The organism is Nostoc sp. GT001 (assembly GCF_030382115.1).
Taxonomy (GTDB): Bacteria; Cyanobacteriota; Cyanobacteriia; order Cyanobacteriales; family Nostocaceae; genus Nostoc.
This window is the reverse complement of sequence record NZ_JAUDRJ010000003.1, coordinates 3,312,415-3,326,157: the sequence shown is the minus strand read 5'-3', so window position 1 is coordinate 3,326,157 and position 13,743 is coordinate 3,312,415. Positions and strand designations below refer to the sequence as shown.

The 13,743-nt window shown below is 41.1% G+C and carries 13 protein-coding genes; 9 read left to right on the top strand and 4 right to left on the bottom strand.

All coding sequences use genetic code 11. From position 1 onward, the window contains the following. Positions 1-221 precede the first annotated feature (221 nt). Positions 222-1,205, bottom strand: coding sequence for a CHAD domain-containing protein (locus QUD05_RS17240; protein WP_289797140.1), 984 nt, complete (start codon positions 1,203-1,205; stop codon positions 222-224). Between the two features lie 273 nt (positions 1,206-1,478). Here QUD05_RS17240 and QUD05_RS17235 point away from each other — a divergent pair, with 273 nt between their 5' ends. Continuing rightward, positions 1,479-2,546 (top strand): DUF3616 domain-containing protein, encoded by a 1,068-nt coding sequence (locus QUD05_RS17235; RefSeq protein WP_289797139.1) that lies wholly within the window; start codon positions 1,479-1,481, stop codon positions 2,544-2,546. A gap of 30 nt (positions 2,547-2,576) precedes the next feature. Here the strand turns inward: QUD05_RS17235 and QUD05_RS17230 are convergent, their stop codons facing one another. Next, positions 2,577-2,981, bottom strand: coding sequence for an NIL domain-containing protein (locus QUD05_RS17230; RefSeq protein ID WP_289799991.1), 405 nt, complete (start codon positions 2,979-2,981; stop codon positions 2,577-2,579). Between the two features lie 720 nt (positions 2,982-3,701). Between QUD05_RS17230 and QUD05_RS17225 the strand changes: the two genes are divergently transcribed. From QUD05_RS17225 to QUD05_RS17210, 4 genes are all read left to right on the top strand, one after another. Continuing rightward, a complete protein-coding gene (locus tag QUD05_RS17225; RefSeq protein WP_289797138.1) occupies positions 3,702-5,660 on the top strand; it encodes a response regulator in 1,959 nt (652 codons plus the stop codon). After that, entirely contained in the window at positions 5,644-6,789 is a 1,146-nt protein-coding gene (locus QUD05_RS17220) for a sensor histidine kinase (RefSeq protein ID WP_289797137.1), read from the top strand. The genes QUD05_RS17225 and QUD05_RS17220 overlap by 17 nt, the downstream gene beginning before the upstream one ends. Further along, the gene (locus QUD05_RS17215; protein WP_289797136.1) at positions 6,761-7,147 is read left to right on the top strand and encodes a response regulator; all 387 of its coding nucleotides are present in this window, start codon (positions 6,761-6,763) and stop codon (positions 7,145-7,147) included. The genes QUD05_RS17220 and QUD05_RS17215 overlap by 29 nt, the downstream gene beginning before the upstream one ends. Before the next feature lie 436 nt (positions 7,148-7,583). After that, on the top strand, positions 7,584-8,342 hold the full coding sequence (locus tag QUD05_RS17210; protein WP_289797135.1) for a sterol desaturase family protein: 759 nt from the start codon (positions 7,584-7,586) through the stop codon (positions 8,340-8,342). 100 nt (positions 8,343-8,442) lie between these two features. Here QUD05_RS17210 and QUD05_RS17205 read toward each other — a convergent pair whose 3' ends face one another. Then, a complete protein-coding gene (locus QUD05_RS17205) occupies positions 8,443-8,745 on the bottom strand; it encodes a hypothetical protein (protein WP_289797134.1) in 303 nt (100 codons plus the stop codon). A 383-nt stretch (positions 8,746-9,128) separates the two neighbouring features. Then, a complete protein-coding gene (gene aroF, locus QUD05_RS17200) occupies positions 9,129-9,998 on the bottom strand; it encodes a 3-deoxy-7-phosphoheptulonate synthase (protein ID WP_289797133.1) in 870 nt (289 codons plus the stop codon). Positions 9,999-10,816: 818 nt separating this feature from the next. Between aroF and QUD05_RS17195 the strand changes: the two genes are divergently transcribed. From QUD05_RS17195 to QUD05_RS17180, 4 genes are all read left to right on the top strand, one after another. Then, positions 10,817-11,311, top strand: a complete 495-nt coding sequence (locus tag QUD05_RS17195; protein WP_094347731.1) for a hypothetical protein — start codon at positions 10,817-10,819, stop codon at positions 11,309-11,311. A 187-nt stretch (positions 11,312-11,498) separates the two neighbouring features. After that, positions 11,499-12,146 (top strand): pentapeptide repeat-containing protein, encoded by a 648-nt coding sequence (locus QUD05_RS17190; protein ID WP_094347732.1) that lies wholly within the window; start codon positions 11,499-11,501, stop codon positions 12,144-12,146. 202 nt (positions 12,147-12,348) lie between these two features. Next, a complete protein-coding gene (locus QUD05_RS17185) occupies positions 12,349-13,203 on the top strand; it encodes a DUF72 domain-containing protein (RefSeq protein WP_289797132.1) in 855 nt (284 codons plus the stop codon). A gap of 83 nt (positions 13,204-13,286) precedes the next feature. Further along, positions 13,287-13,727, top strand: coding sequence for a hypothetical protein (locus QUD05_RS17180; RefSeq protein WP_289797131.1), 441 nt, complete (start codon positions 13,287-13,289; stop codon positions 13,725-13,727). The last annotated feature ends 16 nt before the right edge of the window (positions 13,728-13,743 follow it).

Here is a 13,743-nt window from a genome sequence, read left to right as displayed (position 1 = left end):
CAGAGCCATTCTCGATGGCTCTGTNNNAGCAGGATTGTTNNNAATGAAATTGAGCGGGGAGTAATTCTAGAAACCACTATTAGACTAATTTCNAGGTTTTATTCCGCCGAAAAAACCCGTATTTTACAAATTATCCATAGCAGTGTTTATCTTTTGTCTCTAGAAGTTTTNTATCAATTATCTCTTCGTTAGTTCAATCCTTTCTCAATCAAAAGTAACTTTTAACTGATTACTCCTGAAAGCGGGTGCAGTATTGTTAAATGAAAACTATGTCTGGTTTCAGTTTTCAGATACCGTTCTTGCAAAGGTTGCCATTGCTGCCACGACTGGTAACGATTCTCTGTTAACAAATTAGCAAGGGTGGGCAACTCAGTCTGAATTTCTGACTTGTATACATCTGCTAGCCAGTCAGTTAAAACGGCACTATCTTGCATCGTACCCAAAATTTCTTGGATACTTTTCACATCTGTAATATAAGCTGCGTAAGACTCGCCATATAAGTCAGTAAATAACTCCATCTGGTAGCGTATACGTTTAGCTTCTTTTCGCAAACTATGAAGACTTTCACCTTCTGTTGTCAGTTGTTTTTCTATCTTTTTTGCTTTCCAGTTTTTCTGGATTTTCACTTCTGATTCTACAACTTCAGTCCCAACTAGCCAACCCGGATGCAGAAAGAAATTACTCACTTCTGGTAAAAGTAAGTCTGGTAGCACTTGCCCAATAGCAATAGATGCCAAAGGTTGATAGTTGGGTTTCTCTAACCACTTATCCAATGCATCTTTTAAAGACTTGTAAGATTCATCATTTAATGTTTTCTGCACACTCGATTCTACATCTTCACGTTGTTTCGCCAAAGCTGTAAAAGCTGTTTGCAGAGATTCTTGCTCTTTGCGGGGTAAGTTTGGTTTATAAGTGTTTTCCAAACTTTCTTTAAGTACGTCTAAATCTCGCAGATTACCAAGACGACGGGCTATTTTACCGATATTTTTATCGCTGATTGGTTTCGACACATCCACCGCTATCCCAAACCGAGTTACCGCTGTCCGTAGGCGGCGCATTCCCACTCGCATTTGGTGCAGCGCTTCTGGATCTTCATCTTTCTTTACTGATTTTTCCCACTTCAAGGTTTTCTTAAAGTGTTTTTCAATCGCTTGGTAGGCGTAGTCACCGAGAGTTTTTACTGTAGGTTGTGTGGCTAATTTCATAATTGGTCTGAATGATTACCTCATGAGGTTCTTGCATAATAACAACATTATTTAAAAATTTACATCTACTTTTCATATTTTTTATGTTATGAGTATTGGCAGATATGCTTATGACGATTGATAGTTGCATACTCTTCTATAAACATGCAATATCTATACAAAGGTTGAAATCGCAGTTCACCCCGTCAACTTGATATCAGCTATATTTATGCCATGAAATCACATACTATAATAGCATGGCTAACATTTTTGCAACTCTCAATATAATTTAAAATGCCAAAGTTAAATTTGCTAAATCAAGTTTTATTGACTTTTGTAGATTCCTTTAAAGAACATAGAGAAGACTTATCAGCAGTGCTGCTAACACATCAAAAGTATTTATGGTTAGGGTCAGATGAAATCTCTACTATTGAGCGTTTATCTTTGGTTGATACTGATAATTTTACAGATCATCAACAATTTAGAGTAGCAGAATTTCTCAGTTTACCTGCACCAGAAGACAAAGAAATAGATATAGAAGGACTGGCTTACGCTGATAATTACTTATGGTTTGTTGGTTCTCACAGCTACAAACGCAAAAAAATCAAACCTGAAAATACAGATGCCAAAAACTTGAAAAGGCTCGGAAAAATTGAATCAGAACCTAACCGTTACGTTTTAGGACGAATTCCTCTAATAGACGGTAAGCTATTCTCATCTTGTCCACATCCCCAAAAGCCAGATGTGCAATTGAATGCCGCTAAATTAGAGGTGACAAATCAGGGTAACGTGCTGATGACAGCTTTAGCAAATGACGATCATTTAGGCTTGTTTATTCAGGCAGCAATTCCCGGAAAGGATAATGGCTTTGATATTGAAGGAATAGGTATTTATCAAAACCGCGTCTTTCTGGGTTTGCGCGGGCCTGTGTTGCGGGGTTGGGCTATGGTACTGGAAATAGAGTTAGAAGATTCTACCCCTGGACTGATGAAACTAAAGCAAATTGGAGAATTGCAGGAGTTATATAAAAAGCATTTTATCTGGTTGAATGGTTTAGGAATTCGGGATTTGTATGTAGATGATAAAGACTTGTTGATTTTAGCTGGCCCAACGATGGATTTAGATGGGTCCGTGCAAGTTTATCGCTGGGTAAATGGTGTGAATTTGCGAGAAAATGTCTTCAGCAATCCCGATTTTGTGCAAGATATTCCTTATGGGAATCGGGAAGATCATGCTGAGGGAATGACGCTGTTTCAGGATGTAGCTGGTATACCTTCGCTATTGGTAGTTTATGACTCTCCAGCAAAAAGTAGGCTGGTGGCTGATGGTGGTGTAATGGCGGATGTGTTTAAGTTGGGCTAACTTCAATCTTGGATTTGGGATTTTAGATTGTTAAATGTTAGTAGAAATTGCCTGTACGGGACAGCTGGGGATACACTGTTCGCAGACGATACAGCGCGATCGCGTGAATGTCAACTTGTACGTCTCTGGCTGGAGGGTGAGGGCTTCGGTAGGACAAACCCCAGTACACAAGCCACAGTGGACACATACATCCTCGTCGATCGCAATTTCGCCTAATGTCGAAGAAACATTAACATTACGCGATCGCATCCACTCGATCGCCGCATCTAATTGATCGATGTCTCCCGATAATTCCACTACCAGTTTGCCAATTTGATTTGGGGCAACTTGGGCGCGGATAATATTGGCGGCGACGTTGAAATCTTTGGCCAGTACGTAAGTGACTGGCATTTGCACGGCGCGTTTCGGGAAGGTGAGTGTTACTCGTTTTTTCACAGATTTAGCAGAGGGTTTTTTTCTGTTGTAGCGTATTGAGAGTTTTATCAGTCCTTTTTTACGGTGAGTTGCACGAACGACCAAGGCAAGAGAAAGACACTGCTCCGACCTCATCAACATACATAGCACCATTTCCAAAAATCTTTACAACATATAATCGGCTGTAGGGGCGTACAGCTAGCTGTACCATTGGTGTCAACTTCAGGTTAAAGCCAGTCTAGAAAAAGCTTTTAGCAAATTATCTCGTTAAGAGTCTCCGACTTGGAATGCCCCTAATTGAGGCTCCACCTCCCGAACTCGCGGCAGAGCCGCTTTTGAGTAGCATTTCCAGCCAAAGGCTGAAAACGAGATTTTAAAAGGGTTTTCGAGTTGCCCTCATCCCCTAACCCCTTCTACCATATTGGGAGAAGGGGAACTGGAGCGGCTTCTTGAAAAAGTTCGGGATCTGAGCCTCTCTGTACTAGAAAAACTTGTAAGTAAGGTAGTATAAAGGTAATGTCTGGAAAATGCTTCTTTTCTCCATACCATCTGCTCCTTAGCAGATAGCTAAAAAATCCAATTAAAATTAATCAATATTGATATTTGTTAATGATTTTGAACTGCAAATATAAACCTTTTGGAAGATGTTTTAAAATTAAGTATTGATATTATATTAAACTTGCCATTTAAGCTTATTAATTGTTATCTGTGATATCCATTTTAACTTGGAAACCTTTTAACATGAAAATTTTAGTTGTCGAAGATGACGAGTTAAGTGCATATTCACTCACCACCATTTTGACTAACCAAAACTATGCGGTTGAAGTTGCCACTGATGGAGATGCTGCTTGGAATTTTATTCAAACTTACGATTATGATTTAATTCTCCTAGATGTAGTCTTGCCCAAGCTGGATGGCATTAGTCTTTGTCGTCAAATCCGGTCTAGTGATTTGCAAATGCCAATATTGTTATTGACAGGGTGCGATAGTAGTCATGAAAAAGCGATCGGATTAGATGCAGGCGCAGATGACTACGTAGTTAAACCCTTTGATGCAGAAGAGTTAATTGCTCGTGTTCGGGCACTGTTGCGTCGTAAAGGCGTAACCTCGCAACCTGTGCTGGAGTATGGTGGGTTGCGACTAGATCCTAGTAGCTGTGAAGCGATGTATGCTGGAAATCTGCTGCCACTGACTCCCAAAGAGTATGCTCTGTTAGAACTGTTCTTGCGAAATACTCGCCGAGTGTTTAGCTGCGGCATGATTTTAGAACATCTTTGGTGTTATGAAGACACTCCACAAGAAGAAGCTGTTCGCACCCATATCAAAGGGTTACGACACAAACTCAAAGCTTTAGGAGCGCCCAATGATTTGGTTGAAACAGTTTACGGTATTGGCTATCGGCTGAAACCACTGGCAGAGGAGGAGAAGGGCAGGGGGGCAGAGGAGAAGAGGGGCAGGGGGGCAGAGGAGAAGAGGAGCAGAGGGGCAGAGGAGCAGGGGGGCAGGGGGGAAGGGGAGCGTGAAAAATCTTTGGTTCCCAATCTCAAATCACAACAGCAAACATTAATCGCAGTTGCGGAAATTTGGCAACGATTTCAAGGGCGGGTAGACGAGCAGGTGAGGCTTCTGGAGGAAGCGATCGCAACTTTAAACCAAAATAGTTTAAATATCGATTTGCGATCGCTTGCAGCCAAAGAGGCGCATACCTTGGCGGGATCTTTAGGTACTTTTGGCTTGCCTCTTGGCTCAAAATTGGCACGCAATATCGAATTGTTACTGAGTTCTGGTCAAATACTGAGTCAATCTGAGATTACCAACCTCAAAAGTTGGGTAAAGTTATTGCGTCGGGAAATTGACGGAAACGAAGCAGCAGCAATATCTTCATCACCAACCCCACAGGTTTTAGAAACAGTCACACAACCGCTGCAAAATGATCTCCATACAGAAATTAAAATATTGGTTGTGGATGACGATCCGCAAATTCAAGCATTTTTACAAACCTTACTTAGTCCTTGGGGACTAAAAGCGATCGCTCTTGAAGATCCGCGTCATTTCTGGGAAATCTTGGAAATAGTTACGCCAGATATGCTGATTCTGGATGTGGGATTACCTTATACAAGTGGTATAAAACTTTGCCAATTAGTACGCAACGATTCGCGCTGGTGTGAGTTACCCATTCTATTCCTGACTGTGCATAGCGATGCCGAGATGGTAAATCAAGTGTTTAGCGTTGGTGCTGATGACTTTGTAAGTAAGCCCATTGTTGGGCCAGAACTAGTAACCCGGATCGTCAATCGCTTAGAACGGATGAAATTGCGGCAGCGTGTCGTGCAGGGAGGTAGGGAGGCAGGGGGGCAGGGGGGCAGAGGGGCAGGGGAAGCAGGGGGAGATAGGGAAGTAAATTCTTCTTTGCCTTCCTCATCTCTCAATTTACAAGCCATCAACGAACTGGAATTGAGAGTAGCAGAGCGCACTGCTGAGTTAATTCGGGTGAATCAACAGTTGCAGTCACAACTTGATGAACGTCAACGAACACAGGGAGAATTACGGTTCTCTCAAGCCCGATTTGCACGGATTTTAGATATTGCTGATGATGCAATTATTTCCATTAACGGGTTCCAAAGCATCACTTTGTTTAATCAAGGAGCAGAAAAGATTTTCGGCTACTCTGCCCAGGAAGTGATTGGACAAGGCGCTTGATTTACTCTTACCGCAGCGCTTTTTTCAAGCACACCGTCAACATGTGGTTGACTTTGGCCAATCTCCCAATGTTGCCCGTCGGATGGGAGAACGGCGTGAAATCTATGGACGCCGCAAGGATGGGACTGAATTTCCAGCGGAGGCTTCCATCTCCAAAATAGAGATGGCTGAGGAAATATTTTATACGGTTATTTTACGAGATATCACAGAGCGCAAACTAATTGAACGCATGAAAGATGAATTTGTCTCTGTTGTTAGTCATGAACTCCGCACACCTTTAACTTCGATTCACGGCTCTCTAGGAATGCTAGCCAGTGGTTTGCTACCAACAGACTCAGAGCAGGGAAAACGCCTACTGCAAATTGCGACTGATAGCAGCGAACGCCTAGTACGTTTAATCAACGACATTCTAGACATTGAGCGGATTGAGTCGGGTAAGGCAAAGATGGAACCAGAAATCTGCAATATCGTTGACTTAATTACTCAAGCAGTAAATGTCATGCAGCCTTTAGCTGACAAAGCAGGAGTGAAAGTATCTGTTTCTGCCCAATCTGGCCAAGTATTGGCAGATTGCGATCGCATTGTCCAAACATTGACCAATCTATTGAGTAACGCCATTAAATTCTCGTCTGTTGGATCTACGGTTTGGTTGGAGGCGCAACAACAAGGAAATGAGGTTTTGTTGACAGTCAAAGATACCGGACGCGGTATCCCAACAGAGAAACTTGAGAGTATCTTTGAGCGCTTTCAACAAGTTGACTCTTCAGATTCGCGCAACCATGATGGGACTGGTTTGGGTTTGGCAATTTGCAAGAGCATTATGCAACAACACGGCGGACGCATCTGGGCTGAAAGTACATTGGGTAAAGGTAGCACTTTTTACATCGCTCTGCCATTATTTAGGACTTTCCAAAATACTGATTTAGAAGACTCTTCCAACATCTCTATGATTCATAGTAGTTACGAGCAAACTACAAATAGCCAACAAAGTCCAGATGCAGAATTTTCGAGCAACGGGCGTGTGACTACCAAGGAATTTGAACAACGGGTGATGAAGTTATTTCAGGGAATTTCTCGGAACCAACAAGAGGATAGCAGTGATGACAACAAAGCAAATTCTAGTGGTTGATAACGAGCAGTATATTCAAGAAGTTGCCAAGATTTGCTTGGAAACAGTCGCAGGCTGGAAAGTAATGACTGCAAGTTCCGGTCAAGAGGGCATAATTAAAGCTGAGACTTACCAACCAGATGCAATTTTACTAGATGTGATGATGCCAGAGATGGATGGCATCACAACCTTTGAAAAGTTACAAGCCAATCCATTAACCAAAGCGATTCCAGTAATTTTGTTAACTGCTAAAATCCAGGCTTCCGATCGCCGTCGCTATACCCAGATGGGAATGATTAGTGCGATCGCTAAACCATTCAATCCTCTAGAATTAGCTACTGAGGTAGCAGTAGCCTTGGGCTGGAGTTTAGCAAAGTAGAACAAAATCCATAGCAAATTAATTTATAAAAAGTAGACGTAGAGAAAAGTGATTTAAAAGTTTTTTTAGGTATTAAAGAACACAATGGGTAAAAATCAATTCAATTGTTGTTGAAATATAGAATATAAACAAACGATTTAAATAAATTGTAACTTGGTTCCAAAATTTAGCTATTTACTACAAATTAAATTGATCAATAACCTTTTTTATAAATAGTCATAATTTATATTTATATCTATGCAATAAAATTAGTTTAATTTTTGTTAATAAAAATTAATATATATTATCTGAACTACTCGATGCTGTAAAATAAGCAGTGGATTTTGTCGATTAACAAATTAAATCTTAATTTGGTTATTTTTGGTAATTAAGACCAAAAAAATTGGACATAATCAGCATTTTCATTTCACCAAATTAATATTACGGATGGGTCTAATTGACGAACCACTCATTTTGGTATTATGGCTTTTTCTTCTTCGGTATCACTCTTGCCCGATACTTTCTGATTGCTGGGGGAGCATACTTGCTCTTTTATTTAGTTCTAGGGAAGTCTCTTGCCAACAAAAGTTTGCGTTTGAAACCGTTGATGAGTTGTTCCATTAAAAAGGATATTGAATTATCAGTAATCTCCACAGTAGTTTTTGCTATTTCTGGAGCGTTTATGATCTCAGAGTATAATTTGGGAGCAACACTGTTATACGCTGACATCTGGAAATACGGACTGTGGTATTTAATAGTTAGCTTTATTGCAGTGCTAATTCTTCAGGATACTTACTTTTATTTTATCCATCGGATCTTTCACCACCCTCGAATTTTTAGATGGATGCATTATGGACACCATCGTTCAGGAGAGCCAACGCCCTGGAGTTCTTCTGCCTTCGACTTACCAGAAGCGATCGTACAAGCACTTTTCTTTGTAGGTGTAAGCTTTATAGTTCCGCTGCATTTCGTCACCTTAGTTGCCGCACTTATAACTATGACAGTATGGGCAGTGTTTACCCATCTCGGATTTGAACTATTTCCCTCCTCATCTAAAAGTTACTGGATTGGAAGGTGGCTTATTGGTTCTATGCATCATTCAATACATCATCGCAAGTATAAAGTACACTACGGTTTGTATTTTACATTCTGGGACAAACTGCTTGGTACTGAAGATCCTAATTATGAAAACGAAACCCACACAAGAGAGTTTTAACTATAGCAGTCCTAAATAATTTGTGAAATATTTTTCTGTTGGCTGTCAGTATTCATTTGTTCTTTGTCATTTGTGATTACAAAGGACAAATGACTACTGACTATTTAATTTTTGTCGAATTCTCAAGCTTGTTTGGATTCACCCAACGATTGACAAATTCGTTGTTATGTTTGTAAACCTTGATTTGCACTTGCTTGGAACTTAACTTAACTATTTCGGCGGGAATTCTTTGGACATCGCTAGAATCAGTGCGGGGCTTGTAAAGCCAAATGACTTTTTGCCCAACTTGAAAGTTGTTAGGATTGCTAGTTAAAGAAAGCGTACTTTCTGCCCAAGAGGGGAAAGCAACTGCTAAGTTTATCAAAAGTACTAAGACCACTAGAGTGATTTGAAAAAGTTTCATAATCATCGCACTTGTCTTAGGTCTGATGGGGCAATCAATCTGCTGCTCTAGCATTTAGTTATTGTCCTTCTTTAGATTCTCAGAGTTGAAACATCGGTATACTAAAACTTCTTTGGGCAATTTAGTAAAAGTTAAAATATCTACTGATTTCAGGATAAAACGACTTGGAGAATAAAATCAAATAGTCTTATTTGTTAAAACTATAACTTAGATTTATATATAAAAGATTGTGTTGTAAAAATACGTTTGAGAACAAATGAAATAGCTGAAGTAACCAGTTTATTTTACGAAAGCGTAGTTTACCGCAGTAGGCATCGCTGTTTGTCCTTAAGCCAAAAGAAACATTTTGACTGAGACATTCAAGCGATCGCCTTGTGTAAAATTTAAGCAGCCCAAAAAATCGGGGCAGATTCCAAACCCGTCCCAACATCCGATATACTACGCCCAACAGCTGTTGCTACAGGCTTTAAACTAGCAACTAAATGCACCATATCTTCTAAAGAAAGTGCTTGACGGGCATCAGAAACAGACTTTTCTGGTTCTGGGTGACATTCAATAATTAATCCATCTGCACCGCAAGCGATCGCAGCCCTAGCCACAGGTGCGACCAACTCCCGTTTCCCGACGGCATGGGAAGGATCTACAATTACAGGCAAGTGAGTTATTTGCTTGAGTGCTGCCACTGCCCCTAAATCTAGGACGTTACGGGTGTAATCATCAAAACTGCGAATACCTCTTTCGCACAACACCACATCAGGATTCCCGTGGCTGAGGATATATTCAGCAGCCATGACAAATTCTTCAATAGTCGCTGCTAAACCACGTTTAAGCAGTATTGGTTTACCAGCTTGTCCCAAAGCTTTGAGCAAATCAAAGTTTTGCATATTGCGGCTACCCACTTGCAGCATATCAGCGTGGGCAGCGACTACTTCAATTTGAGAAATTGACATCACCTCCGTGACAACTGGCATATTGTAATGCGATCGCACCCTGGCTAAAATCTCTAATCCTGACTCTCCCATACCTTGGAAAGCGTAGGGAGATGTGCGGGGTTTATAGACACCGCCACGCAACCCATGTACTGATGCAGTAGATAGCTTTTGGGCGACTATCTCCATTTGTTCTAAGCTTTCAACAGTGCAGGGCCCGCCGATAATTACCAGTTCTTTACCGCCGAAAGCGACTTCTTTCGAGATTTTAACGATTGTCTGGTGGTTGAGATGGGCTTGTGCAGCAAGTTTGGCATTAATCATGGTTATATTCTCCTGAAAAATTAATTATTGGGAAAGAGGAGGTAGGGGATAGGGGGAGGTTATTTGATTTTGAATTTTGAATTGATTTCTCCCTTGTGCCTCTATTCCGCTTCTCAAAATAACAACAAAAAAGCCCGAAACCAAGAGTTCCGGGCGCGTTCTGATTCATTGGCATGACGCTATTTACCCGGAATTTATTCTGGGCTCAAAAGTAAAAGCCATAAAACCAGCTAATGAAATAAGTCATGACAATGAAATTCTCCTTAAAAAAACAAAAACCGCAGAGTTTGCTCTGCGGTTCACCGGGCGGTTTCCATTAGGAAACTTAATTCACCCCCGGTGAACCACCCTAAACCAAAAATAAAAGTAGGAATTTGTGTTAAGCATTTGCGGACTTTTTGCTGGAAAACTTAAGAAATATACCTATGTGAAGTAAAATTAGCATGAAAAGTAGGCTTTGTCAAGACCTGCACAAACTATAAAAAAGCGATAGACTCAGTACAACTCTGGGGATTAAGACTAATCACGCCCTGTCCTGATTATACTAGTTGCTTATTTGCGTAGACGAAAAAAGCGGTGAGGGGGTCGCAGTCTTGGCGGTTCCCGTCGATTGCGAACCCCCGAACCCGAAGGGCTTGTCATTAGACATCACAATCGTTATATAACCTCAGAAGAAAAAGCCAGGATTGAGAAGTTAAAATATATAATTCTCCTGACTTCATCTTACGAAAGCTTATTGCAGGGAATTAACAACTGCCATACATTATTACCCAAGTTCTCATTGACCAGATCAATTTTTTAGGATCATCTGTCTCATTATGCCCAGTTCCAAAATCTTAACCCAATCTTTCGACTATTATGGAGCTTACCCCTGCCCAGTTTGTCGAATAGGTAAGATTTCTCACATGCCATTGATGGAAGCTATGGCTTGTGACTTTTGCCAAGAGATTTTTACAGTCAACTTAGAGCAACAGCAAATCAAGATGCCTTCTAGGCAACCACCTTTAACTTGGCGTTGGAATGGGTTTAGTTGGACAGAAGGCCAGTTGGAAGGTGTGGAATTAGGTTGGGGTTATGGATTAGCAGCAGCAGTTTTTATAATTCTTCCCACTACTCTAATTGGCATAGTAGCTTACTATTTTCCTGCTAATCTGAAGGAACCCATTACCTGGATGCCATATATTTGGACGATATTAACCTTCTTATCACATTTATCAATTATTGTTTGGATTTATATTGAAGTCTATCAGATTCCAGTTGCAGCATATTTTCGAGCGATCGCTCGATGGAGAAATGGAGAGATGGGGAGATGAGGGATTGGGGGAGACANGGGGGCAGAGGGGCAGAGGGGACAAGGGGGACAAGGAGGAANTTATTGAACGTCTCTACCTTGTCTCTTGTCCATTCCCAATGCCCAAGCCCCATAATCCATAACAAATGATGCAGCGGATAAATGACTCCATCACTCATAATTAAGTTGATTGTCCACCAAAATATCGTATGAGCGATCTGGAGCGGTACTATAGAGTTTTGGAATTAGAGCCTGGAGCAACACTTGAAGAAGTGAACCAGGCTTACAAAGATTTAGTCTTTGTTTGGCATCCCGATCGCATTCCCAAAGACAATCTCCGTTTACAGCAGAAAGCGCAAGACAAGCTGAAAGCTATAAATGAAGCTCGTGAAAAGTTGCGCTCTTTAAAAACCAAACATCAAACCACACATCACTCACCGCCACCTCAACAGGAAAAACCATCTCAAACAATCCAGAAACCACCAAAGCAAAACTCAGACTTGAGTGGCAAAGACTACAGTCGGGCAAATTTGAGCAATAAAGACTTATCTGGCAGAAATCTGAGTTATGCCAATTTGAGTGGTGCTAATCTCAGTGATACTTTTATGCACAAAGTCAACCTCAGAGGTGCAAATTTATCTGAAGCAAATTTATTTCGGGCAAATCTACTTTTAGCCGATCTCAGGGAAGCGAATTTACGCGCTGCTAATTTGATTGGAGCGGATCTCAGTGGTGCCGACTTGCGAGGAGCCGACTTGACGGGAGCGCGGATTCGTTCTGGTGAGCGTCTTTTGGTTAAATTAGTTGGGACTAACTTAGCAGGGGCAATTATGCCTGATGGCTCAATTTATCAATAACTGAGGTTGCGCCATAACACCAAAACCCTCATATAGAGACGCGATTTATCGCGTCTTAAAAAACCAATTATCCACTTTTGACTTTTGACCCTTCGACTGCGCTCAGGGTTAACTATTTGACTTCCGCCTTGCGGTACTAGCTTTATCCGTCCCTACAACCTGCGTGTAAAATTGAATATATACATCAAGGCTTTTAGGCATTGTGAACTTTTTTATCGGTTGTGCTGTTTGGGCATATAAAGGTTGGGTAGGCGAACTCTATCCCCAAGGTACTCGTACTGCCGATTTTCTTCATCTCTACAGTCGTCGCTTCACCACTGTAGAAGGTAACACCACCTTTTATGCCGTGCCTAACCAGGAAACTGTAACCCGTTGGGCTGCCGAGACACCAGCAGGTTTTGAATTTTGTCTAAAATTACCGCGAGATATTACCCATCAAGGGTTGCTAAAACCTTATATACCAGCTGCTTTAAAATTTCTGGAGGGGATGCGCCCTTTAGGTAAGCATCTTGGCCTAATTTTTGCCCAGTTACCACCCAGTTATGCACCTGCATTACTTGATGATTTGGCCAGCTTTCTGGAAGCTTGGCCGCATACAGAAGTATCTCTAGCAGTGGAAGTTCGGCATCCCGACTGGTTCAAGGAACCCCATTCTAGTAACTTGACGGCACTTTTAGAAAAGTTAGGTGTCGGACGGGTACTGTTAGACTCGCGCCCCATTTACACTGGAGATGATGACCCCCAGTTGCAATCGGAACGACGCAAACCGAAATTACCGTTGCAATTGAGTGTAACAGCACCTTTTACTCTGATTCGGTTTATTTCTCATCCGAATTTATCAGTGAATCAGCCATTTATGGAAGAGTGGGTAAGGCAGATTCAGCAATGGTTACAGATGGGAGTGCGAATTTATTTCTTTGTCCATTGTCCAATAGAAGTGCGATCGCCCAGCACAGCCCGTCACTTCCAACAGCTATTGGAACAGAGTGAAACACCAATTCCACCCTTACCTTGGAATAACCTTGAGCATCCCCCCAATCAACTCAGTTTATGGTGATCGTATTTAGTAGATAATTGGGGTTGTAATACTTTTCTGTTAAAGAAAATTTTTTTAGAGTAGTTCCATCAAAGGAGGTTGAGATGAGTCGTCTTCTTTATGAAAAATCAGTCTCATATAAAGGATATCTCATCATTCCATTTATTTTTGGCAAGGCGGATAATTACGAAATTTATTCGTATAAAATGCTATCTGAAATTGGGCACAGAAGCAAATTTCACAAAGCAGAAAATCCAGCAGAAATCTATGGAAGTGACGCTAGTAACATCATTGATATTGCTAAAGAGCATATCGATCAAAATTCCGAGTTTGTTCATCGCGGGGATAGTTTTAAATCTCGCTATGTTTATCGGAACAATTTGATTATCATCTTTCAAGAAAGAGATAAATATTTTTATGACCATTACCCACCAGAGTTATTGAATAATATTGCAGCTCCAAAGTTATTCAAATCGGAATATGAATGTCTGAATTGGATTAAGCAAGGGTTTGATGGGCGACATGTGCGACAAAGAGCGATTTGAAGGTGTAAGCTAAAAC